We start from the raw sequence: 21,684 nt of genomic DNA on the forward strand, positions 1-21,684 counted from the left end.
GGTACCCCGCCGCGTACCGCCGCCAGGCGCGAGGACGCGGCACGCCGGCGCGGACGCCGCCGCGAGGCGCCGGCCCGAGCAGAGACCGGAGGCGACGGTGATGGACACCGCCAGCGTCGACAGTGACTACCAGGTGACCGTCTTCGAGGAGGACGACGACCCGGAGGCCCTCATCGGAGACGCGGTCGAGTACGACCTTTCCACGGACGAGGAGCAGTGACGTGAGCGTGCACCTGGCACCCACCCTGCGGGTGCTGCGCGAGGAGATCAACACCCGGTGGCCGCACCGGGACCGCAGCTCGGACGGCTGGATCGGCGACGCCGACCACCAGGCCCGCCGGTCGGACCACAACCCGGACGGCGACGACCGCTCGGTCAACGCGATCGACGTGGACGTCGACGGCATCGACCCGCTGCTCGTGGTCCGGCACTGCATCGGCCACCCGTCCTGCCAGTACGTCATCTACAACCGGGTGATCTGGAGCCGCACCCGCGGCTTCACGGCCGCCCGCTACAGCGGCGCCAACCCGCACAACAAGCACCTGCACGTCAGCGTCAGCCACCAGCGTTCGCTGGAGGACAGCCAGCGGCCGTGGGGCATCGCCGCGTCACCGGCCACCCGGCTGGGCGACCGGGTGCTGCGGGACCGCTGCCGGGGCAGCGACGTGCGGGAGCTGCAGACCCTGGCCAACCGGCTCGGCGCGCGCCTCACCGTCGACGGGGACTTCGGCCCCCGCACCGCCGCCTGGGTACGGGCGTTCCAGAAGTCCCGGGCGCTGGCGGCCGACGCGGTCGTCGGCCCGGCCACCCTCGCCGCGCTGCGGCAGGCCACCAAGCCTCCGGCGCCGCCCACCGGCCAGGTGCCGGGCTGCCGGACCGTCCGGCGGGGCAGCAGCGGCGCGGACGTGGCGTTCGTCAAGCGGTTCGTCGGCGCGCGCCGCTGCGGCCCGCCGGGCACCGAGTTCGACGAGCTCACCGAGGCGGGCGTCCGCTGGTACCAGCGGATGCGCGGCCTCACCGACGACGGCGTCGTCGGCCGGCTCACCTGGACGCAGATGGGCGTCCGGGTCACCTACTGAGGTACGGGAGAGTTCTCATGAGGGTGTCCTTTCGGCCGTCCCGGGACGGCTTCGCCTTCCGCAACGCCTTCGTCAACCACATCAAGATCGCCGGCTTGCCGATCACCGACACCAGGGGCCGCTGCGGCGGGATGGCCTTCGCGGCGCTGGACCACTGGCACCACCGGCTGCCGGTCCCCGGCGCCAGCGCCCTGCCGCCGGACGGCAACCCCGTCGCCGACTACGTCTACGACCGGCTGATCACCAGCATCGTCGACAACTGGCCGATGTACTTCCAGTTCATGCGGACGCCGGACCACCCGACCACGCTCAACGGGATCGGCGTGGCCCGGATGACCCGGGAGGAGCAGCTCCCGCAGCTCAAGCAGCTCCTCGACCAGGGGTTGCCGCAGCCGCTCGGCCTGGTGCAGTCCCGCGACCCGGGCGCGTTCGGCAACGACCACCAGGTGGTGGCGTACGGCTACGAGCAGGACGACGCGCGGACCCGGGTGTTCATCTGGGACAACCGGTACCCGGGCCGGGAGCACACGCTGGAGTTCAAGACCGCGTACGACCCGGCGGACCGGGCGGTGCGGGAGAGCAACGGCGACGAGTGGCGTGGCTTCTTCGTGGAGCGGTACGCGCCGCGGCTGCCCTGGTATCTCGCCGACGGGAAGCTGCTCAGCGACCGCTCCGACGCCCGCATCTACGTGGTGCACGGCGGGGCGAAGTTCTGGGTGACCAGCCCGCCGGAGTTCGACCGGCTCGGGCTGCGCTGGAACGAGGTGGTGGAGCTGCCGGACGGGTCGACGGGGTACGTCGCCGACGTGCCCGGGGACCACGTCCTGCTCCGGGAGATCGACCGCCCGGAGGTGTACGTCACCTACGGCGGGCACGGCTTCCACATCCCCGATCCGGACACCCTGGTCCGCCTCGGGTTCAGCTGGTCCGACGTCCGGGTGCTGCCGCGCGACTCGCTGCGGGCGCTGCGCCCGGTGCCGGTGGACGGCACGGTGCTGCGCGAGGAGCACCGGGATCCGGTCTACCTGGTGGTCGACGGGGTGCTGCGGCACGTGCCCGATCCGGTCACCTTCACCGCGCTCGGGCTGCGCTGGGACCGGGTCGGGGTGGTGCCGGACGACGCGCTGGCCGCCCTGCCGAAGGGTGCCCCGATGCCCGCCTCCCACCTGCCGACCTGGTCGGAGCGGTCGGCGGGGCAGCTGATCACCCGCGACCACGACGCGGTCGACTACCGGATCGAGGCCGGGGCGAAGCCGGCGGACGAGGTGGAGTTCGTGCTGAACCTGGGCACCGGCCTGACCTGGCGCAAGGAGCTGGGCCTGCACGCGAAGGACGGTGACTGGACCATCGCGGTGCAGGACGCCAAGCGCAGCGACGCCAACGGGCTGTACCGTTACCAGCTTCCCGACGGGCAGCTCCGGCTGCGCAAGGCGAAGCTGTTCGGCGCGGTCACCGGCGTGCTGGAGCTGAACGACCTGGACCGGCTGCCGGCCGGCGCCCGGGTCACCTTCACCTGGATACGGGACTGACCCGGTCAGCTCTGGCGCAGGGCGGGCATCGGCACCGGGACGGACAGCGCGCTCGCCCCGGCGCCGGTCCCGCCCTCGCAGGTGTTCGGCGGCACCGTGCCGATGCCCCGCGTCGAGGGGCGTTCGGCCGCCCAGAACATGAACCCCAGCATGCCGGCGGTGGCGCCCGCGCCGTGCGGGGCGACGGTCTGCACGTACGGCGCGGCGGCACGCTGCACCGAGGTGGCGTAGTCGACGCACTCCGGCAGCGGCTTGCCGCCGTAGGCGATGTAGACGCCGCCGGTGAACTTGGCCGGGGCCAGCGGGGGCACGGGCGGGCTGTACTGCGGCTTGCCGTCGACGTGCTCCTGCCAGCTCGCCTGGGAGGTGCTGGCCGAAGCGGGCCGGGCGGACACCATGGCGTTGGCGTAGTCGAGGACCGGAACGTCGGTACGCAGCCAGTCCCCGGTCGCCTTCCGGTTGAGGTCGATCAGCCACCGGTCACCGGCGGCCACGTCGATCGTGAGCCGCGCCTCGGGCCGCGCGCCGCTGGCGTCGTACGGGTGGACGGCCCGGTAGGCGTCGATGAAGGACTGCAGGCCGGCGAGGTTCGGGCCGGTGTTCTGCTCGTAGTCGATCTCGATGCCGACGCCGAGCCGGCTGGCGACCGCGGCGGCCCGCTGACCGAGCAGGGTGGCGTTCTCGGCGAGCGCGGCGTCCCAGTCGTCGGTGTAGGTGATGCCGCCGACGGAGAGCATCACCCGCACGCCGCGGGCGGTGAAGTAGTTGACGATCTCCGGGGTCATGCCGCGCGGCACGCCGTCGAGGGTGGTGGCGTCGGTGGTCTGGCGCAGCAGCGCGAGCGGGTTGACGAAGCTGAGCACCACCAGGTTGACCGAGGGCCGGCCGTCGCCGCGGTCGACCAGCCAGTGGTTCTGGCTGTCGAACTCGGTGACGGCGCGGACGGTTCCCCAGGTGCAGTAGTCGTTGCCGCAGTGCCAGGCGCCGTAGACCTGGACCGGCGTGGCGGCGAGCGCCGCCGGGGCCGGGTGGGGCGGCGCGGCGGCGGCCGGCGCGGTCGTGGCGAGCGTGAGCAGGAGCGTCGACAGCAGTACCGAACGTCGCATGGGCCCTCCCCGATCGATCAGTACGCCTTGTTTACAGTGCGATGCTGATCCGCGTCAATGCGTCGGGGCAACCTCGGCCAGCACGCGTCGCTGGAAGGCCCGCGCCTCGGGCCCGCTGGGCGGCGGACCGCCCCGGCGGGCGGCGATCGACCGTCCGATCAGGTCGGCGTCCTCCCCCCGGTCCAGCAGCCGGCGTCCGGCGTCCGCCTTGGACAGCCAGACGCCCTCGCGGGCCTTCACCAACGAACGGCACGCACCCAGCACCGCGTCCTCCGCGCCGGGTGCCGGGCCGTCGCCGGGCGGGGTCGGCAGCGCCAACCACCAGGCCAGCGCCTCGGCCAGCAGCCGCCGCAGGTCGCCCGGGGCGAGGTCGCCGAACACCTCGGCGGCGGGCGGGCCGAGCAGGGTCAGCCCGGACTGGTGCAGGATGCTGCGGTCCAGGGCGTACCAGAAGCGCCCGTCGGCGGTGGGCCGGTCGGACGGGGCGTAGGTGGCCCGGAACGGCATCCCCGCGCCGGTGTTCAGCTCCACCTCGAAGCCGGGGTCGGCGGTGCCGGAGCCGGCCACCTCGCGGCGGTAGACGACCAGCTCCAGGCCACGGGCCGGGCAGGGCAGGGCCTCGTGCCGCAGCCGGTCCACCAGCGTGCGCTTCGTCGGCCCGCCGAGCGGTCGCGCCACCACCAGCGCCACGTCCACGTCGCTACGCCCCGGCTGGTACGCGTCCAGGCCCACCGAGCCGGCCGCGTACGCGCCGACCAGATCGTCGCCGAGGACGCCCCGCGCCCGGTCGACCAGCTCGGCCAGATAGCCGCGTACCTCGTCGTCCATGCCGGCCATCCTGCCCACCCGCCGACGCGGGACGCGGTCGGGGCCCGGCGGCCCGGCCGACAGCGCCGACCGGACGCGGCGGCTCAGGCCGGGCGGTCCGGGCAGCAGACCGTCAGGGCGCCCGGCACGACCTTCACCTTCAGCCGCTTCGCCGTGGTCCGGGCCCCGCCGTCGAGCTCGTACGTCTTCGGGGCGGCGAAGCGGACGGTGACCTTGCGGCCGCGGGTGATCCGCACGAACGGCGAGTCCTCGGCGCGCCCGGCGGCCATCCGGCCCAGGGTGCGGGCCCAGTCGACGGCGCCGCTGGCGGTGGAGACCCCGATCTCCAGCGCGCCGTCGTCGGGGCGGGCGTCGTCGAAGGCCGGGACGCCACCGGTGATCGTGCCGACGTTGCCGAAGAGCACGCAGCTCGCGTCGCCGTCGAACCAGTCGGCGCCGTCGACCCGGATACGGGTGCGCACCAACTCGCCGCGGACGTGCCGCCGCCCGGTCCAGACGTACGCGGCCCGGCCGAGCCGGCCCTTGAGCTTGCGGTCGGCCTCCCGGATCAGCTCCCCGTCGAAGCCGGCGCCCGCCATCACCGCGAAGTGCTCGCCGTTGAGCCGGCCGAGGTCCAGCGTGCGGCGCCGGCCGTGCAGCGCGATCCGGACCGCTTCCGGCAGGTCGGCCGGGATGCCGAGGTTGGTGGCGAAGAGGTTGGCCGTGCCGGCGGGCAGGATGCCCATCGGCACGTCCGTGTCGGCCAGGGCGTCGGCACAGCGCTGCACCATGCCGTCGCCGCCCCAGACGAGGAGCAGGTCGGCGCCCTGCTTCAGCGCCTTGCGCACCCGCTTCGGCGCCTTCCGGCTCTTCGGCACCTCGTACCACAGCAGCCGCCCGACGCCGGCCGCGACCAGGCTGGCGCGCAGCTCGTCCAGGCCACCGCCGAGGGTCTTCTTCCGGTGGGCGACGACCGCGACGGTGCCCAGCGACCGGGCGTCGGCCGGGTCGGTGGCGGGGCTGTCGACCGCGCTCGTGCTCATGGCCGCCGAGGTACCCAGGGCGGCCCGATTCCACTCCTGGTCGAGCGCGACGCGCCCGATCCTGATCAGCCGCACACTGTGATCGGACGAATGCCTTCGGTAGAGTACGGGCGTTGACCCCGATGCTGACCGGGGCTCAGAGAGGTGCCGGGGATGACTCGACGCGGCGAGCGGCTGACGCGGGTCGCGCTGCGGTTGGGCCTGCTGGTCGCCGGGGTGACCGGCGCCTGGTGTGCCTCCGACGCGGTCGCCGGCGACGCCGCGTACGCCGCCGACCCGGCACCCGCCGGCACGGTCACCGGCGCGGTCGACGATCTCCTCCGGGATCTCCTGTCCCCCGTCCTGGCGACGCCCCCGGCGGACCCGTCCGGTGCCGCCGTGCCGTCGACCGGGACCGGCGGGGCGGCCCCGGGCCCGCCACCACCGGCCGCCTCGACCCGGCCCGCTCCGGCCCAACCGGAACGCACCGCGCGCGGTGCGCCGCCGCGGCGCCGCCCGGCGGCCACGCCGGCCCGCCCCGCCCCGCCACGCGACCACGCGACGAGGCCCTCGTCCCCGAAGGGCGAGCCGATCCGGAGCAGGCCCGCGGACCCGGTGGCCGCCGCCGGCGTGGTCCAGCCCGTGGCCGCCGCGCTGCGTCCGATCACCGCGCCGGTCACCGCGGGCGTGGTCGAGCCGGTGGCCGCCGCGCTCCGCCCGATCACCGCGCCGGTCACCGCGGGCGTGGTCGAGCCGGTGGCCGCTGGCCTCGGTCCGATCACCGCGCCGGTCGTCGGTCCGCTGAGCCCCGTCCTCGACCCGGTGCTGCGGGGCCTGCGACCCGTGGTCCGGCCGCTGGACCCGGTGCTCGAGCCCCTCGATCCGGTGCTGGGCCTCCTGGACCCGCCGGCCGGACCGCCGGATCCGCCTGGAACGCCGGGGGCGCCGGGCGACGAACCACCGGACCAGGCCGGCGCCCCGGCCGACGACCCGACAGGTCCACCGCCCGGTCGGGTGACGCCGGCCGGCCCGAAGCCGAAAGACGCCGACCGCGTGCCGAGCACCGACGTCGGCACGCCCCGGGCGAACAGCGCCGTGGGCCAGGGGTCACCGCCGGCAGCGGGCGGCAGCCTCCGCCGCCCCGCGCCGCCGCTCCCGCCGGACGTCGACCACCTGCCCGCCGGGTCGGCTCCAGGCTCGAGCAGCGCCGGTTCGTCCGGGGCCTCGCACGGCGCCGCCGCCGACGCGTCGGCGGCGGCTTGGACGCCGCCCGCCGTACTGGGACAGCGGGTCCGCCCGGCCCGCCCGGGCGACCTCTTCTCACGATCGCCCCGGCCCGGGAACAGACCCGCCTGAGCAGCGGCCGCCGGAGTGCGCCTGGTGGCCGCTCCGGCCGGTCGTGCGGATCAGCGCCCCGAGGCCTCAGCGGCCCCCCCGTGGCCGACCCGTGGACCGCCGCGCCGGGTGCGCGGCACCGGGTCGGCAACACCTCCGATCGTGAGCAGGAGCTTTACATGACCGTACGAACATCCGTCGTACGCGCCCGATGGCGCGACATCGACCGGGTCGTCGATCTCATCACCGACACCCTCGCCCCGACCGCCCTGGGCGCCTGGCTCGTCCCGGACCCGCCGTGCCGAGCCGGTGTGCTGGCCGCCGTGGCCCGCATCTGGACCGAGCACGCGCTGCTCTTCGGCGACGCGTTCCTCCTCCAGGACGGCACCGCCGCCACCGTCTGGTTCCACCGCTACCGGCCGATCCCGCCGCCGGTGCGGTACGAAGGCCGCCTGGCAGCGGCGTGCGGCGCCCACCGCGACCGCTTTCTCCTCCTCGGCCGTGCCCTCAGCGCACGCCGTCCGGCCGAAGCCCACAACCATCTGGCGTTCCTAGCGGCGCCCGGCCCCCACGGAGCGAACCGGGCCGCCGCCGTCCTCGCCGGCAGTCAACGGTGGATGGACACCCTGAGCCTGCCGACCTACACGGAGGTCCTCACCCCGGCCGAGCGGGACCTCCACCTGCGGCACGGGTACACCAGCAGCGACGACTTCCCGCTGCCGTGCGGGGGGACCGCCCACCCGATGTGGCGGTTCTCCCCGTTCTGGGCCGGCCGGATGAGCGCCAACACCGTCACGCGGTGGCCCGCCCGCCACCCGTCCGTCCGGGTGCGCAACGACCGCGTGAGCGGGTACGTCCACCGGTGACGGTGGACCGCCGACCCGGCTGAGGGACCCGGCCGGGGACGGACCGGGGCGGCCCCCCCCACGAGGGACCGCCCCGGTCGAGCGCCGCCCAGGACCGACCGGGCGCCTGGGCGCACCTGGACGAACTAGCCCTGACCGGCCCGGTCGGCCCCGTGCGCGGCAGCCACCGCGGAGCCGGACGGCGGACCGGCGGCGGGTTCGAAGACAACCCGGGACCGCAACTGCCGGAACCCGGTCCGTTCCAGTTCCGCCACCACCGCCACCCGGTGGGCGTCCACGTCGGCGACCACCTCCCGGGCGCCGCCGGCGGTCAGCACCCCGACCGCCTCGGCCAGCAGCTCACCCCGGACGGCCTGGTCGAGCAGGCCGAGGTAGGCGATCAGGGGGTAGCAGGCCTGCCCGGCCGTGCCGACCAGGCCGACCGGCCTCCCGGCGTCCAGCGCGATACGCCAGTCCCCAGCCGGGCCGGTCAGCCAGGCCAGCGGGTCGGTGGCCAGGTCCACCCCACCGACCGCCCGCGCCACCTCCACGCCGGTCAGCACGTCCGGCTCGGCGATCCGGGCGACCATCGCGTTGATCTCCGCCACGTCGGCGGCCGGGCGGAACGTGTACCGCCCGGAGGCCGCGGGCAGCGGGGTGCCGGTCCAGGAGCACCTCAGCCGCTCCCCCCGCTCGACCAACCCGGCGAGCCGGGCCGCCGCCATCGGCGCCCGCACCACGGCCAGCACCTCCGGGCGGCGCCGCCAGTGCGCCGGCATCGCGGCGTAGTACCGGGTGGGACCGCCCAACGCCTGGTGGGCGGCGCGCAGCAGCGCGGCGCCCACCTCCGGCTCGGCGGCCAGGTCGAACCGCTCCAGCCAGGGGGCGCCGACGGCACCCGGCGGCAGGACCCAGGCGGCCCGGCCGACCACCCGGCCGGCGCGGAGGGCGATCCAGGTGTTCTCGGGTCGGTAACCACCGCCGGCGAGCCCGTCGGCGTACCCGACCTGGCGCAGTTGCGGCAGCGGGTCGGGCATGGACTCGAACAGATTCTCCTCGCCCGCGACGAGCGGACGGATGACCAGATCGGTCATGGGCTGATCCTCCGGAAAGCGAGCGCCCCGGATCAGATCCGCGCGGACGCCGGAGCGCGGAGGGAGCGCAGAACATCGGACATTGTTCTGACCTCCTCCCAGCTCGACGGCGTGCGTGGAAAACTACTCGACGGGCTCGCCCGCCGCAACACGTGGGCCGGCAGGAGAACCGCGCAGCTCGGATAGCCTGGCACCCCGAGCAAGCTCACGATTCGGCCGACCAGTCGGAGGGTATCGGGTGCGGGTGCTTCCAACCGGTGACAACGACAACGCCGCTGACGGTTCCGGAGCGCGGGTCGCCCCCGCGGGACGGACGCGTCGGCGCCATCGCATTCTGATCTTCCTGGCCGTGTTCGCCCTGCTCGCCGGCTCCGGCCTGGTGGCCGGCGGCTACTACTTCGACAGCGTGCCCACCCCCACCGACCTCAAACTGCCCGAGTCGACCACGGTCTACTACGCCGACGGCCGGACCAAGATGGCGACCCTGGGCGCGGAGAACCGGACCATCGTGCCGTACGACCAGATGAACGACTCCGCCAAGCAGGCGATCGTGGCGGCCGAGGACCGCAGCTTCTGGACCAACCGGGGCATCGACTTCTCCGGTGTGCTCCGCGCCGCCTGGTCGAACGTGACCGGCGGCCAGCGGCAGGGCGCGTCGACCATCACCCAGCAGTACGCGCGGGTGGCCGCCGACCTCAACGGCGTCACCTATTCCCGCAAGCTCCGCGAGGCGGTCATCGCCTGGAAGCTCGACGACAAGTACTCCAAGGAGGAGATCCTCGGCTTCTACCTGAACACGGTGCCGTTCGGCCGCGGCGCGTACGGCATCGAGGCGGCCGCGCAGACGTACTTCGGCAAGACGGTGCGCCGGGACGCGCCGGCGGCCAACCAGCTGACCCCGGCGGAGGCGATGGTGCTCTGCGCGATGGTGAAGCAACCGGAGGCCGACCCGAACGACCCCGAGGGCTCGCCCGGCTACGACCCGCGGCGCAACGCGCAGGCGAGGCAGAACTCGATCGACCGGTGGAACTACATCCGGGACGGCATGGTGAAGCTCGGGTACCTGTCGGCGGAGGACGCGGCGAACCTGGCGTATCCCGACGACGTGAAGCCGATCGACCCGAACGCGGGACGGTCCGGCCTGGACCGGCCGACCGGTCTGGTGGTCAACCACGTGCTCAGCGAGCTGCGGCAGACCGACGAGTTCAAGGGCAAGCCGGCCGACTTCATCCGCAACGGCGGCTTCCGGATCGTCACCACCATCGACAAGCGGGTCCAGGACGCGGCCGAGGCGGCCGCCGACATCCGGCGCGACAGCGCGCCGGAGGCGGTCCGCGGGCAGCCGAAGAACTGGCAAGCCGCGCTGGTGGCGGTGGAACCGGGCACCGGCCGGGTGCTGGGCTACTACGGCGGCAACGACGGCGCCGGCGCCGACTACGCCGGCTGGTACTACGACGAGAACGGACAGGCCCGCGGCTTCGGCCAGCACCCCCCGGGCTCGTCGTTCAAGGTGTACGACCTGGCCGCCGCCGTCCGGGACAAGATCTCGGTGAAGCAGCGCTTCGACTCGCCGGAGACCAAGGAGTTCCCGGAGTCGGGCCGGACCAAGGGCAGCCCCGCCGGGCCGATCCGCAACGCCGAGCACGCGGCATGCCAGCCGGACTGCGCGTTGTGGGAGGCCACCGTGGCCTCGCTCAACGTCACCTACTTCGAGCTGACCGAGAAGCTCGGCACGGCGAAGGTGATCGACATGGCCACCCGGGCCGGCGTGGACTCGATGTGGGCGACCGAGAAGGGCAACCCGCGGCCGCAGCGGGTCGAGCTGCGCGGCCAGCCGGCCGAGGAGGTGGCGGGACGCTTCTCCACCGAGGTCGGCATCGGCCAGTACGGCATCGCCGTGCAGGACCACGCCAACGGGATGGCGACCTTCGCCGCCGGCGGGAAGCGGGCCGAGGAACACTTCGTCCGGTCGGTCACCAAGGGTGACGAGCGCCTGTTCTCCGAGCGGCTGGTGCAGAATGACGTCGGGCTCGACAAGGAGGCGGTGAACCAGCTCGACTGGACGTTGAGCCGGGTCAAGGCCGCCAAGCTGGACAACGGGTGGGACTCGGCCGGCAAGACCGGGACCTGGCAGGCCGGCCAGAGCACCACGCAGAACGTGCACACCTGGATGGTCGGCTACACCGGGGCGCTGGCCGCCGCGGTCTGGCTCGGCACCACCGACGGCAAGCCGCTGAAGACGAAGGACGGCAGCTACGAGGTGTACGGGTCCAGCGGTCCCGGGCCGATCTGGCGGCAGTTCATGGAGCAGGCCACCGCCGCGCTGAAGCTCGACCCGGAGAAGTACCGGTTCGGCACCCCGGAGTTCCCGGACGACGCCCCGGATTCCACCGCCGCTCCGGCCAGCCCCAAGCCGACCACCGCCTCCCCGACGCCGACGGTCCGACCCACGCCGAGCGCGGTCCGGCCGACCTGCGACCCGGCGGTCTGCGGCAGCGCCAGCCCGCGCCCGAGCCTGAGCCTGCCGACCGTGCTGCCCTCGCGGTCGCCGTCGACGGGCCCCTCGCCGAGCGTGTCGCCGTCGCGCAGCAGGAAGCCGCAGTGACGGCGACCGCCGGGGCGCCGGGCGCCGGGCGTCGGTGTCAGCGGACCCGGTTGGCCCACCGCCAGTTCGACAGGAAGCCGTGCTTGCGGCCTCCGAAGAAGTAGGACCAGGCGGGGCTCGCGACGTACGGGCCGATCTCGTCGAAGACCGCCTTCGCCTCCGCCCGGCGGTCGGAGAGGGCGTAGGCGACGGCGATCCAGTTGCGGCACACCATCGCGTCGGCGTGGGTGGGCGACCCGGCCGCCCGCCACTTCGCGACGCACGCGTCGAGTTCCCGCTGCACCTCAGGGCGCTGGAAGTACCGGCGGCAGGCGAGCAGCCCCTTCGGGGTCGGCGTGCCCCAGTTGAACTCGCGCATCGCGTACTCGAAGTGGGCGAAGACCGGGAGCAGGGTCACGCCGGCGCCGGGCGGCGCGGCGGCGGCGGTCGCCCGCGCCAGCCCGAACATGGCGTCGTGCGAGCCGAACCACTTCTCGCAGTGGAAGCTCACCGCCGCCAAGTGGGCGGCGAAGTTGAACCGGTCGCGGCGCCGGACCTCGGCGAGCGCGTCGGCGAACTCCTGCTGTCGGCCGCGGCCGCCGGCGAACATGGCCCACAACACGTCCACCCGGGGCACCGGGTCGTGCGGCGCCAGCGCGATCGCCTGCCGTCCCGCGGCGGCCGCCTGGGCCGACAGCTCGGTGAAGCCGACGAACTGTTCCCGGGAGGTGTCGGCCGCCGGCGCCGCGCCGCGCGCGCGGCCGGCCCGTTCCGCGAGGGTCGACGCCCAGATCGCCGCCGCCGCCGGGTCGTCCGGGATTTCCGCGCGCCAGGCGTCGAGCCAGGCTCCGTCGTCCGCGGCCGCCACGCCCAGCGCCGACACCCGGCGCCCGCGTCGTTCCCAGTCGGAGCCGGCGGCCTCGACGACGTCGCGGGCGGCCTGCCAGTCGCCGGTGAGCGCCTTGTCGCGGGCGGCCCGCAGGTCGTGGTCGTCGAGGGCCGGGTCGAGGTCGGCGGCCGGCTCGACGGGCTCCGGACCACGGTTGAAGAGATTTCGGAACACGGCGGGAGCATAACGACCGCGGCGGACGTGCACGGCCCGGAACGGGCTGGACGTCGCGTCAGAGCGCCAGCACCAGTTCGCGCAGCTTGCCGTCGAGGGTCGGCGCGTCGACACCGCCCGGCCAGCCCCGCAGCAGCAGGCCAACCGGCCGGCGCTGATCGAAGACCGACGTCAGCGTGTCGTCGATCCTCGGCAAGCGTGCACACCCTTCCAGGCGGCCCGGGTGGGCACCCACCTGCCCGCTCTCGGTCCAGTCGTCTACTGGCCCGAGCTGGGAATCTACCGCCTGTTGTCCGGCGTGGACGCCCGGCACCTGGACGTCGCGCGGGTGCACCCGGGACTGGGCCGGCTGCTGGGCGACGAAGCCCACCAGGTGCTGTTGGAGACGTTGGAGACCTACCTCGACCTGGCTGGCAACCGCTCATGCCACGGCTGAACGGCTGCGCTGCACCGCACCACACTGTACTACCGGCTGCAACGGGTGGAGTCGCTCGCCGACACGGATCTGAAGGATGGCAACGAACGGCTCTGCCTGCACCTGGCCTTGAAGCTCGGCCGCCTGACCGGCCGGTACCAGCTCGGTCCCTGATCGTCGGCGGGCCGGCGCGGCGGGCCCGGGAGCGGGGCGTGCGGTGCGCGACGCCCCGCTCCCGGATACCTACAGACCGGCCGCCACGGCCGCCGTCCGGCCACCCACGACGGGCAACTGGATCCGGCTGCGGTCGAAGTGGATGGTGATGTCGGCCCGGTTCTGCTTCGCCCGGCTGCTGTAACCGGAGTATGAACCCAGCAGGACCACGCCGATCTGGTGGCCGGCGTCGAAGACGTAGTCCTCGGGCAGCAGGGACAGGTCGACGGCGTTCTTCTGACCGGGCACGAGCGGGGTGGACTCGGTACGCGAATCGATGTTGAGGCCGTCGATGATGCCCTTGGTCACGAGTTCCTGCGGGTTCGCGGCGACGGTCTTCTCCACCTTGCGATAGCAGGCGTCCTCGGCGAAGCCGCCCCAGTCGGCCTCCGCACCCCAGCAGTCCTCCTCGGTCAGGGTCCGGATGCCATCGCCCGCGGTACTGAAGCGCTGACGGGTCCCGTAGTCGACCAGCAGTCCGGCGAAGCTGGTGTCCTCGCCGTCGACCGAAGCGTTGATCTTGACGATCGGTGTGCCCGAGATGTGCAGGGAGCCCGTCAACGGTGGGGACAGGAACACCAGCCGGTTCTGGGTGTTCGCCAGCGGGTCGGACGGATGCCGGATGGCATTGGTCTGGCTCATCGTGGGCGTGTCCTGGAAGGTAGCCGACCTGTTCCCGGGGCCCGGACGGACCGACAGTCCGCCCGCGCCATCGCCGACCGGCGCCTGCAGGAACACCTGGGTCGGCTGGGTGTCGGGCAGCGGCCAGGTGCGCGCCGTCTCCCAGACGTCCGGCAGCCGCTCGATGTCGACGGTCGGTTCCCGCATGATCCCGTTGTCGATGCCCTGCAACCAGAAGTCGAACCAGCGGTGCAGGGTGTCGACCCATTCGGCTCGGCGGAAGTCGAACGGGTCGACGTGCCCGGTGCCGGTCAGCCAGAGCTTGCGGGGCACGTCCCGCTCGCCCAGGGCGGCCCACCACCTGCTGAAGTGGTCCGGGCGGACGTTGTCGTCGTTGATGCCGTGCACCACGAAGACGCTCGCCCTGACCCGGTCGGCGTGCGGCACGTAGTCCCGCTCCGCCCAGAAGTCGTTGTAGTCCCCGGTGACGTCGTCACCCCCCTGCCCGAGCGTGGCACGCACCGGCGCGCAGTACGCCCGGCGGGCCGGGTTGGTGACGGTGTTGGCGAGGCTGCCCGAATAGTTGTTGGCCCGGGTGACCAGACCGTTGCTGCGCGAGTAGTCGTACCAGCTGGAGATGGCCGAGATCGGCACGATCGTGGTCAGGCCGTCCACCCCGCTCGCCGCGGCGGCGTTGGCGAGCGTGCCGTCGTACGACTTGCCGATCATGCCCGTCCGGCCGTTGTGCCAGTCGGCGACGACCTCTCTGCCGGCGGCGTCGAACCCGCGTCGCCGCCCGTTGAGCCAGTCGATCGCCGTCGGCGCGCTGAAGTTGTCGGCCCGGCCGCCCGTGACCGGGCATCCCGTCGAATTGTTGGTACCGATCATGTCGAGGAGGATCAACGCGTAACCGCGCGGCACGAAGTAGTTGTCGTAGAAGAGCGGCCATCTGTCGTTCAGCCCGTCGCCGTCGACGTCGCCCTTGCACTCACTCTCGTTGCCCCGGCACACCGTCGAGTAGTACGGGCTGGCGTCCATCACCACCGGGACCCGGAGCCCGTTCTCACTGGCCCTGGGCCGCATGACGTCCATGGCCACCACGTCGAGCGCGCCGTCCCCGTCGGTGTCGACGTCGGAGGTGACGAAGATTCTCTCCCGGACCGCGTCGCTGTAGGCGAACGCCGGTTGGGTGACGCCGTTCTCGACGACCAGCCCGGGCCGCTCGTCGGCCCCCGGCTGCGCCATCGCGCTCGTCGCCGGCAGGGCGGCCGCCGCGGTGACCGCGGCCACCACCAGCGCCCGCCAGGCAATCCTCGGACTCTGCATTCGCGTGCTCCCCCTCCCCGCGCCGACCGTCGACGGCCCGCGCCCGTCCCCGACCGGCCGGGCGCGGGTGACACCGCAACGATCGAAATGAAACTAGAAATTCGGCCGTGATCGGTCTTCGGACACGTGTGGAAGATGCGCGGCATCCGCTCCTACGCCTGTCGTACGGTCGACGGCAACGGCGGCCGGCGGCGGCGCCCACCTGGGACGGACGAGGTGCCGGGTACGGAGGCACATCCCCGTACCCGGCACCGGATCGCTACAGCTCGCGTACCCGCACGTCGCGGAACTCGATCAGGTCGTTCGTGCCGTGGTTCTGCAACCCGACGAAGCCGCTGAGGAACTGGCGCAGGTCGGTCGGCGGGTCGCCCTGGCGGGACGACGCCTTGCCCGGCGTGTTGTCGAACTCGTTGATCACCGCGCCGTTGCGGATGATCGTGTAGTGCTGCCCGACCACCCGGATCTCGTAGTCGTTCCACTGGCCCTTCGGGGTCACCCCGGCCTGGTCCAGGCCGACCGGGTCGAAGTTGTAAATCGAGCCGGTCTTCTGCGGCTCACCCGTGGTCCCGTCGTAGATCTGGATCTCCTGGCCGCAGTAGATCGCCACCCAGGCCTGGGAGGTCCGGGCCGACCCGACGGTGCCGCAACTGCCGGCGGGACGCTGGTCCAGCGGGATCCGCGGGTCCGGGAACCGGGTGAAGGCGCCGCTGTTGGCGTTGACGCCGTCGGCGGAGACGTCCCGGAACTTCATCCGCAGGGAGAAGTCGGCGAACTCGTCCTTGGCGTACCAGAGCATGCCGAGCCCACCGGAGCTGCGGATCGACCCGTCCGGCCGCAGCGCGAACGACCCGCCGGGCGCCTGCCGCCAGTCGGCCAGCGACTCCGCGGTGCCGTCGAACAGCGCCCGGTACCCGGCGACCTTGCCGATCTCGGACTGGGCCGCCGCGGTGTTGATCTTCGTCGCCTCCCGGTTGTCCAGCACGCCGTCGGCGCGCAGGTCGTTGACCACACCGGCGACGTGGCTGACGAACTGGCCGTGGTTCGTCCAGTTGCGCTCGTCGTCGATCAGGTCGTTGACCGTGCAGTTGCCGCCGGCCTGGCGGTTGGCCACGCCGGTGTCCTTGTCGAGCAGCTGCACCGTCTTACGGGCGTCCGGCGCGGTGCAGCCCGCGACGGCCTCGATCTTGGCGGTGGCCACCTCGCCGTCGGCGTAGGTCACCTTGAGCGTGGCCTGGTAGGTGCCGTAGTCGGCGTAGGTGTGCGTCGGGTTGGCCTGGTGCGAGGGCGCGCTGCCGTCGCCGAAGTTCCACTCCCAGGCGACGCCGCCGGCCCGGGCGCTGGAGAACGCGATCGTCTTCGGGCTGCTCTGCGCCACGGCCCGGGCGATGGCGTCGCTCGGTCGCGGCGTCGCCGGGCCGCCCTGGTAGGCGACGCGGATCAGCTTCTGGTTCGGGTGCAGGCTGAAGAAGCCGCCCGCGTAGTCCAGCATGTAGAGCGCCCCGTCCGGGCCGAACTTGGCGTCCATCCAGGACTGCAGCTGGTTGGCGCCGTTGCCGGACCGGATGATCTGGCGCAGGTCCTCGGCGAATGCCGGCGGGCCGTGGTCGGGCACCTTGTCCGGGTCCACCGTGACGGCGACCCGGTTGTTGGCGTTGGACTGGTCACCGATGAACCACTTGTCGTCCCAGTACGCCGGCCAGGCGACCCCGCTGTCGGTGTCGACCTTCTCCCGCTGGTAGGTCGGGCCGTCCATGATGGCCTGCCCGCCGCCCTTGAGGTACGGCTGGGTGAACTTCTCCTCGCCCGCCACGTACGTCGGCAGCCCGCTGCCGTCGGCGCGCTTCGGGTAGACCGGCCCGCCGCCCTGCGGCGAGTACCAGATCATGTTGTCCCGGGCCGGCGGGATGTTGACCAGACCGGTGTTGCGCGGCGACTCGTTCTTCAGGTTGTCGCAGTCGTACCAGCCGGTCAGCACGTTCGCGTCGGTGGTGCTGCGGTCCCGGTAGGGCTGCCGGTTGCCCATGCAGTACGGCCAGCCCTGGTTGCCCGCCGAGGTGATGATCGTGGCGGTCTCGTACTTCGCCGGTCCGAGGTCCGGGCTGGGGCCGCCGGCGTCCGGGCCGACCCAGGCGGCGGTCAGCCAGTGGTTGACCGGGTCCCAGGCGATCCGGGCGATGTTGCGTACGCCCATCACGTAGATCTCCGGGCGGGTCTTGCCGCCGCCCTCCTCCTTGCCGGTGAACAGGTTGCCCTGCGGGATCGTGTAGGTGCCGTCGGCCTCGGGGTGGATGCGCAGGATCTTGCCGTTGAGGTCGTTGGTGTTGCCGGCGGTACGCCGGGCGTCCTGGAACGAGGTGCCCTTGTAGTCCTGGGTCCAGTTGTTGCCGGCGTAGCCGTTGGACCCGCCGGAGGAGTTGCTGTCGCCGGAGCCGATGTAGAGGTTGCCGCTCTCGTCGAAGGTCATCCCGCCGCCGGCGTGGCAGCAGCTGTGGATCTGCGTGTCCCAGTGCAGCAGATCCTTGCGGGTGCCCTGGTCGATGGTCTGCTTCGCGGCGTCGTAGGTGAACCGGGACACGGTCCGCTGGCCGATCCGCCGGTCCCGGTCGATGGACTCGTGCGGCATCCAGTAGACGTAGACCCAGCCGTTCTGCGCGAACTTCGGGTCGAGGGTGATGCCGACCAGGCCCTCCTCGTTCTTGACCAGTTCGCTGCCGCTGCCCCGGTTGCCCATCACGGGCAGCGTGGTGAGCAGCTTGACCTGCTTGGTCTTCGGGTCCCAGCGGTGGATCGTGCCGCAGCCGAGGCCGACCTTCGGGTCGTCCCAGCTGGCGACCGGCCCGGTCGGGCAGGCCGCCTTGCCGATGTAGTAGACCGCGCCGTCGGGCGCGATGGTCAGGCCGTGCGGCTCACCGATCTGGTCGAGCTGGCCGGCCTGGTTGGCGGCGGTGAGCCGCTCGATCCGGTAGTTCGCGGCGATGGTCGCCTGGCAGTCGCCGCGCACCATGCCGGTCGTCCACTTGATGGCCCCGGCCAGGTGGCCCTGGAACTGCTTGTCCCCGGTCCAACTGTCTGCGGTGCGCCCCATGCCGGTATAGAACGACCGGCCGCCGTCGTAGTCCTGGCACCAGGAGATCGGGTGGAACGCCCCGTTGCCGCTCAGCCCCGCGTTGTAGGTGCCCTCCTCGACCTGGGCGATCGTGTGGACCTTGCCGACCGGGCTCGGGTCCCAGTTGATCCACTGGTCGGAGCGGGTCCAGGTCAGCGGCAGGCCCTTGTTGGCCGGGTGCTGCCGGTCGGTGACGTCGACGACCGCCCGCTGCACCGTGCTGTCCGGGGCGGGGCCGGCGTCGGGTCCGATCAGCCACAGCTCGGCCAGCTGGATCAGCGGCTCCCCGCTGTTCGCGGTGATGTTCAGCCGGTAGTGCTGGTACGCCGTGCTGTTGTCGAAGCTGAACTGCCGGGTCTGGAACCGCTGCGGGAAGGTCTCCCCGGTCCGGGTGTCCAGGTCGGTCCAGGTGGCGCCGTCCTGGGAGCCCTGCAGGGTCCAGTTCTTCGGGTCCCGGCCGGGGAAGTCGTTGGCCGAGGTCAGCGCGTAGCGGGACACCACGACCGGCTTGGCCAGCTTGGCGGCGAGCCACCCGGTCGGGGAGAACGTCAGCCACTTGGTGCCCGTCGACCCGTCGATCGCCTTCGCCGCGGTCTCGTTCGGCGGGTTCTCGGCGCTCGCCGTGGCCGAGACCGGCTTCTCCGCGTTGGGCAGGCCGGCGGCCGGGCGGGTGCCGATCAGACCGGTGAACCAGGAGGATTCCGGCTGGGCGCGCGCGGCGTCGTGGACGCCGACGAAACCGCCGCCGGCCTTGACGTACGCCTGGAAGGCCGCTTCCTGGGCGTCGTTGAGCGTCACCCCGTTGGCGGACAGGAACACCACCGAGCGGTACCGGGCCAGGTTGCCGAAGGTGAACACCGCCGGGTCGGCGGAGTCGTCGACGGTGAAGCCGTGTTGCTCGCCCAGCTGCCGGATGGTGGCGGTGGCCTTGGCGACCGGGTCGTCCTGCTTGTCCGTCGGCCCGTGGAAGACCAGCACCTTCACCGCCGCCGCGGCCTCGGCGGCGGCGGCCGGGGTGGGGCTGACGGCCTGGGCGGGCAGGGCCAACACGCCGAGCGCCAGCGCGGCGCTCGACGCCAGGGCGCCGACGCGGCGCGGCGCGGGGACGCGACGCGGAGTGGTGAGGGTGGGCGTGGTGGGTGTGATGGGACCCGTCGAGTCGGCGCGAAGGCGTCCGACCCAGCGGGAGAACCGGAAATGGCGTCTGTGAGCCATCTCGACTCCTCCTGATTGAGGGACAGGATCTTCCGGGTCGTTCCGCTGCCGGTGGGGTGTGGCGCTCACCGGAGCAGGTTGGGACCAGCAGCCACCCGGTCCGCGGGCGTCGGTGACCGCGGACCGGACCGCTGGTCAGTTGTGCTGGTGTGCGGTGCCGGCGGTGGCCGGCGCGGAGGTGATGCCGGCGGTGGCCGGCGCGGAGGTGGTGCCGGCGGTGGCCGGCGCGGCTGCCGGGTGCTGGTGGTCCATCCCCGGGGGCATCTGCCCGTTCTCGTCGAGGACGTGCAGCATCGTCGACATGCCGGCGTCGGAGTGGAACTGCATGTGGCAGTGCAGCATCCAGTGCCCCGGTCCGACCGAGTCACCGGCCACCACCTGGACGCCGAAGGAGTCGCCGGGGCCGAGCGTCTTGTTGTCGATGATCGGTACGGAGTCGGCGAACGGCTGCCCGTTGCTCACCACCCCCGTCCGGGTGTCCGCCCAGGAGTGGCCGTGCAGGTGGAAGGTGTGCATGTCGTTGCCGATGCCGATGACGACGAACTCGACCCGCTCCCCCTTCCTGGCGACCAGGCAGGTCGGGCCGGGCTGCGGATTCACCGTGTCGCAGGTGTCGGTGGCCTCGCCGCGACGCAGGTTGATGCTCTGCCGGTCACCGAAGGCCGTCACGTACGTCCGGTCCGGCTTCGGGTCGCTCGGCCGGCGGACGACCAGCCCGCCGAAGAGCCCAGCGGAGAGGCCCTGGGTGCCGTGCGGCCCGCCCACCACGTGGTCGTGGTACCACCAGTAGCCGGCGGTGCCCTGCGCGCCGGTCCGGTTGTTGCGGGGCTGGGCGTACCAGGTGTAGGTGCGCGACTCACCCGGCGGGACATACGACGCGCTCTGCACCGTGCCGTCGGACTGCTGGGTGTACTTCACCCCGTGCACGTGCAGCGAGACGCCGAGCGGGTGGGCCGGGTTGGTGCGCAGCGCCGCCAGCGTCTCGGCGGAGACCTGGTTGTGCAGGGTGATGGCGAGGCACTCCCCCTCCATCATCTCCATGGTCGGGCCCGGGTAGGAGGCCGTCTCCGGGGTGAGGCCGTAGCCGAGCCGGATCTGCGTGCCGTCCTTCGGCAGTTCCACCGCGTACAACTGGAGGCTGCGGTCCGGCTTGGCGCAGCCCTCGGGCCGTTCGGCGGAGAACACCCCGGTGCCGGCGGCCGCGAAGCTGCCGGCGCCGACCAGGGTCAGCAGCACCACCGCCGCGACGACCAGCAGTCGCCGCGCCCCGGAGCGGGAACGGTCGGGCCGGGCCGCGTCCGGCTCCGGAAGCGGACCGGTCTCCGTCAGTCGCCAGGCGCTCACCGGGCACCCCGCAGTTCCACCATGCGCTGGTAGCTCCGCTCGGCGGCGCCCAAGGACCCGGGCGGGTTGGGCTGGGCGTTCGGACCGGAGTCCTGCTCCCACAGGTACTCGAAGCGGCCCCCACCCGTCAGCTCGCCGAAGAAGTCGGCGAACGGGATGACCCCGGCGCCGAACTCGACGTCCAGGTAGGAGTTGCCCTGCTGGGGGTCGGGCAGCGGGACGCCGTCCTTGACGTGGAACAGCGGGTAGCGGTGCGGCTGGGCGTTGACGTAGTCGACCGGGCGGAAGCCGGGGTACTTGCGGGCCCCGCCGTACGCCCAGAGGATGTCCATCTCCAGGTACACGTACCGCGGGTCGGTGAGTTCGAGGAACAGGTCGTACAGCCGTACGTCGGGGCGGTCGACCGCGAAGCTGAACTCGATGGTGTGGTTGTGCTGGTAGAGCTTGATGCCCCGGGCAGCGGCGGCGGCGCCCCACGCGTTGAACTCCGCGGCGGCCGCCTGGTAGCCGGCGATCGTGCGGTCGCCGGTGGGTGCCTGGGCGGTGCCGACGGCCGGCATGCCCAGCGTCTCGGCGACGTCGAGCTCCCACTCCAGGTTGGTCCGGAAGTCGTTCAGCCCGCGGTGGCTGCCCGCCGCCTTCAGCCCGTTGTCGTCCAGCAGTTGCCGGATCTGGGCCGGGGTGATCGCGCCGACGGCGCCCTGGGTGTAGCCGGCGAACTCCACCTCGCGGTAGCCGATGCGGCCGAGTTCCTCGAAGACCGCCGCGAAGCCGACCTGTGCGATCTTGTCCCGAACGCTGTAGAGCTGGATGCCCAGGTGGCCGCGCGGGATCAGCCGACCGTTCGAGTCGCCGCTCGACGCGCAGGCCGGCGCGGCCCCGGCGAGGCCGGCCGCGCTGACCGCCACCGTGGACCCGGCGAGCCCGCGTAACAGCGTACGGCGATCGATCCTGTTCTTTGCCATGGTTGGTTCCCTTCG

General features: G+C 72.9%; 17 protein-coding genes. 7 read left to right on the plus strand and 10 right to left on the minus strand.

Annotated features, from left to right (window positions below; all coding sequences use genetic code 11):
• The first annotated feature begins 221 nt into the window (after nt 1-221).
• Nucleotides 222-1,079, plus strand: coding sequence for a peptidoglycan-binding protein (locus ACFOYX_RS14165; protein ID WP_109799902.1), 858 nt, complete (start codon nt 222-224; stop codon nt 1,077-1,079).
• Between the two features lie 17 nt (nt 1,080-1,096).
• Complete coding sequence (locus tag ACFOYX_RS14170) at nt 1,097-2,608, plus strand: hypothetical protein (RefSeq protein WP_322438851.1); 1,512 nt, start codon at nt 1,097-1,099, stop codon at nt 2,606-2,608.
• Nucleotides 2,609-2,613: 5 nt separating this feature from the next.
• Here the strand turns inward: ACFOYX_RS14170 and ACFOYX_RS14175 are convergent, their stop codons facing one another.
• From ACFOYX_RS14175 to ACFOYX_RS14185, 3 genes are all read right to left on the minus strand, one after another.
• Nucleotides 2,614-3,714: a hypothetical protein gene (locus ACFOYX_RS14175; protein ID WP_322475063.1), complete on the minus strand. Its 1,101-nt coding sequence runs from the start codon at nt 3,712-3,714 to the stop codon at nt 2,614-2,616.
• Nucleotides 3,715-3,768: 54 nt separating this feature from the next.
• Nucleotides 3,769-4,542: a nucleotidyltransferase domain-containing protein gene (locus ACFOYX_RS14180; protein ID WP_322438853.1), complete on the minus strand. Its 774-nt coding sequence runs from the start codon at nt 4,540-4,542 to the stop codon at nt 3,769-3,771.
• Between the two features lie 83 nt (nt 4,543-4,625).
• On the minus strand, nt 4,626-5,564 hold the full coding sequence (locus ACFOYX_RS14185) for a diacylglycerol/lipid kinase family protein (protein ID WP_377534039.1): 939 nt from the start codon (nt 5,562-5,564) through the stop codon (nt 4,626-4,628).
• Between the two features lie 153 nt (nt 5,565-5,717).
• On the opposite strand from ACFOYX_RS14185, the gene ACFOYX_RS14190 reads away from it, so the two are divergent.
• Together ACFOYX_RS14190 and ACFOYX_RS14195 are read left to right on the plus strand one after the other, a co-directional pair.
• Nucleotides 5,718-6,899 carry a hypothetical protein gene (locus tag ACFOYX_RS14190; RefSeq protein WP_322438855.1) on the plus strand — a complete coding sequence of 394 codons (1,182 nt, stop codon included), beginning with the start codon at nt 5,718-5,720 and terminating at the stop codon, nt 6,897-6,899.
• Nucleotides 6,900-7,057: 158 nt separating this feature from the next.
• Nucleotides 7,058-7,744, plus strand: coding sequence for a hypothetical protein (locus ACFOYX_RS14195; protein ID WP_236647241.1), 687 nt, complete (start codon nt 7,058-7,060; stop codon nt 7,742-7,744).
• Nucleotides 7,745-7,869: 125 nt separating this feature from the next.
• On the opposite strand, the gene ACFOYX_RS14200 is transcribed toward ACFOYX_RS14195, so the two are convergent.
• The gene (locus ACFOYX_RS14200; protein ID WP_322438856.1) at nt 7,870-8,817 is read right to left on the minus strand and encodes an acetyltransferase; all 948 of its coding nucleotides are present in this window, start codon (nt 8,815-8,817) and stop codon (nt 7,870-7,872) included.
• 349 nt (nt 8,818-9,166) lie between these two features.
• On the opposite strand from ACFOYX_RS14200, the gene ACFOYX_RS14205 reads away from it, so the two are divergent.
• On the plus strand, nt 9,167-11,422 hold the full coding sequence (locus ACFOYX_RS14205) for a transglycosylase domain-containing protein (protein ID WP_236647239.1): 2,256 nt from the start codon (nt 9,167-9,169) through the stop codon (nt 11,420-11,422).
• Between the two features lie 37 nt (nt 11,423-11,459).
• Here the strand turns inward: ACFOYX_RS14205 and ACFOYX_RS14210 are convergent, their stop codons facing one another.
• Together ACFOYX_RS14210 and ACFOYX_RS14215 are read right to left on the minus strand one after the other, a co-directional pair.
• The gene (locus ACFOYX_RS14210; protein WP_322438857.1) at nt 11,460-12,464 is read right to left on the minus strand and encodes a hypothetical protein; all 1,005 of its coding nucleotides are present in this window, start codon (nt 12,462-12,464) and stop codon (nt 11,460-11,462) included.
• Between the two features lie 58 nt (nt 12,465-12,522).
• The gene (locus tag ACFOYX_RS14215) at nt 12,523-12,660 is read right to left on the minus strand and encodes a hypothetical protein (protein WP_322438858.1); all 138 of its coding nucleotides are present in this window, start codon (nt 12,658-12,660) and stop codon (nt 12,523-12,525) included.
• Nucleotides 12,661-12,687: 27 nt separating this feature from the next.
• Between ACFOYX_RS14215 and ACFOYX_RS14220 the strand changes: the two genes are divergently transcribed.
• Nucleotides 12,688-12,900: a hypothetical protein gene (locus tag ACFOYX_RS14220; RefSeq protein WP_322438859.1), complete on the plus strand. Its 213-nt coding sequence runs from the start codon at nt 12,688-12,690 to the stop codon at nt 12,898-12,900.
• Between the two features lie 9 nt (nt 12,901-12,909).
• Complete coding sequence (locus ACFOYX_RS14225; RefSeq protein WP_322438997.1) at nt 12,910-13,053, plus strand: helix-turn-helix domain-containing protein; 144 nt, start codon at nt 12,910-12,912, stop codon at nt 13,051-13,053.
• Between the two features lie 69 nt (nt 13,054-13,122).
• Here ACFOYX_RS14225 and ACFOYX_RS14230 read toward each other — a convergent pair whose 3' ends face one another.
• The 4 genes from ACFOYX_RS14230 to ACFOYX_RS14245 all read right to left on the minus strand — a co-directional run bounded on the left by ACFOYX_RS14230 (nt 13,123) and on the right by ACFOYX_RS14245 (nt 21,669).
• Nucleotides 13,123-15,039 carry a Xaa-Pro dipeptidyl-peptidase gene (locus tag ACFOYX_RS14230; protein WP_322438860.1) on the minus strand — a complete coding sequence of 639 codons (1,917 nt, stop codon included), beginning with the start codon at nt 15,037-15,039 and terminating at the stop codon, nt 13,123-13,125.
• Between the two features lie 259 nt (nt 15,040-15,298).
• Nucleotides 15,299-19,360 (minus strand): ThuA domain-containing protein, encoded by a 4,062-nt coding sequence (locus ACFOYX_RS14235; RefSeq protein WP_322438861.1) that lies wholly within the window; start codon nt 19,358-19,360, stop codon nt 15,299-15,301.
• Between the two features lie 135 nt (nt 19,361-19,495).
• Nucleotides 19,496-20,704 (minus strand): multicopper oxidase domain-containing protein, encoded by a 1,209-nt coding sequence (locus ACFOYX_RS14240; RefSeq protein WP_109801699.1) that lies wholly within the window; start codon nt 20,702-20,704, stop codon nt 19,496-19,498.
• Complete coding sequence (locus tag ACFOYX_RS14245) at nt 20,701-21,669, minus strand: sugar phosphate isomerase/epimerase (protein ID WP_109801705.1); 969 nt, start codon at nt 21,667-21,669, stop codon at nt 20,701-20,703. The genes ACFOYX_RS14240 and ACFOYX_RS14245 overlap by 4 nt, the downstream gene beginning before the upstream one ends.
• Nucleotides 21,670-21,684: the final 15 nt, after the last annotated feature.

The organism is Micromonospora sp. GCM10011541, assembly GCF_042650725.1.
Classification (GTDB): Bacteria; Actinomycetota; Actinomycetes; order Mycobacteriales; family Micromonosporaceae; genus Micromonospora; species Micromonospora sicca.

What these genes read in the sequence shown, in the direction of transcription:
- ACFOYX_RS14170 (WP_322438851.1), top strand. Translation starts at nt 1,097, where the DNA reads ATGAGGGTGTCCTTTCGGCCGTCCCGGGACGGCTTCGCCTTCCGCAAC.
- ACFOYX_RS14175 (WP_322475063.1), bottom strand. Translation starts at nt 3,714, where the DNA reads ATGCGACGTTCGGTACTGCTGTCGACGCTCCTGCTCACGCTCGCCACG.
- ACFOYX_RS14180 (WP_322438853.1), bottom strand. Translation starts at nt 4,542, where the DNA reads ATGGACGACGAGGTACGCGGCTATCTGGCCGAGCTGGTCGACCGGGCG.
- ACFOYX_RS14185 (WP_377534039.1), bottom strand. Translation starts at nt 5,564, where the DNA reads ATGAGCACGAGCGCGGTCGACAGCCCCGCCACCGACCCGGCCGACGCC.
- ACFOYX_RS14190 (WP_322438855.1), top strand. Translation starts at nt 5,718, where the DNA reads ATGACTCGACGCGGCGAGCGGCTGACGCGGGTCGCGCTGCGGTTGGGC.
- ACFOYX_RS14195 (WP_236647241.1), top strand. Translation starts at nt 7,058, where the DNA reads ATGACCGTACGAACATCCGTCGTACGCGCCCGATGGCGCGACATCGAC.
- ACFOYX_RS14200 (WP_322438856.1), bottom strand. Translation starts at nt 8,817, where the DNA reads ATGACCGATCTGGTCATCCGTCCGCTCGTCGCGGGCGAGGAGAATCTG.
- ACFOYX_RS14230 (WP_322438860.1), bottom strand. Translation starts at nt 15,039, where the DNA reads ATGCAGAGTCCGAGGATTGCCTGGCGGGCGCTGGTGGTGGCCGCGGTC.
- ACFOYX_RS14235 (WP_322438861.1), bottom strand. Translation starts at nt 19,360, where the DNA reads ATGGCTCACAGACGCCATTTCCGGTTCTCCCGCTGGGTCGGACGCCTT.
- ACFOYX_RS14245 (WP_109801705.1), bottom strand. Translation starts at nt 21,669, where the DNA reads ATGGCAAAGAACAGGATCGATCGCCGTACGCTGTTACGCGGGCTCGCC.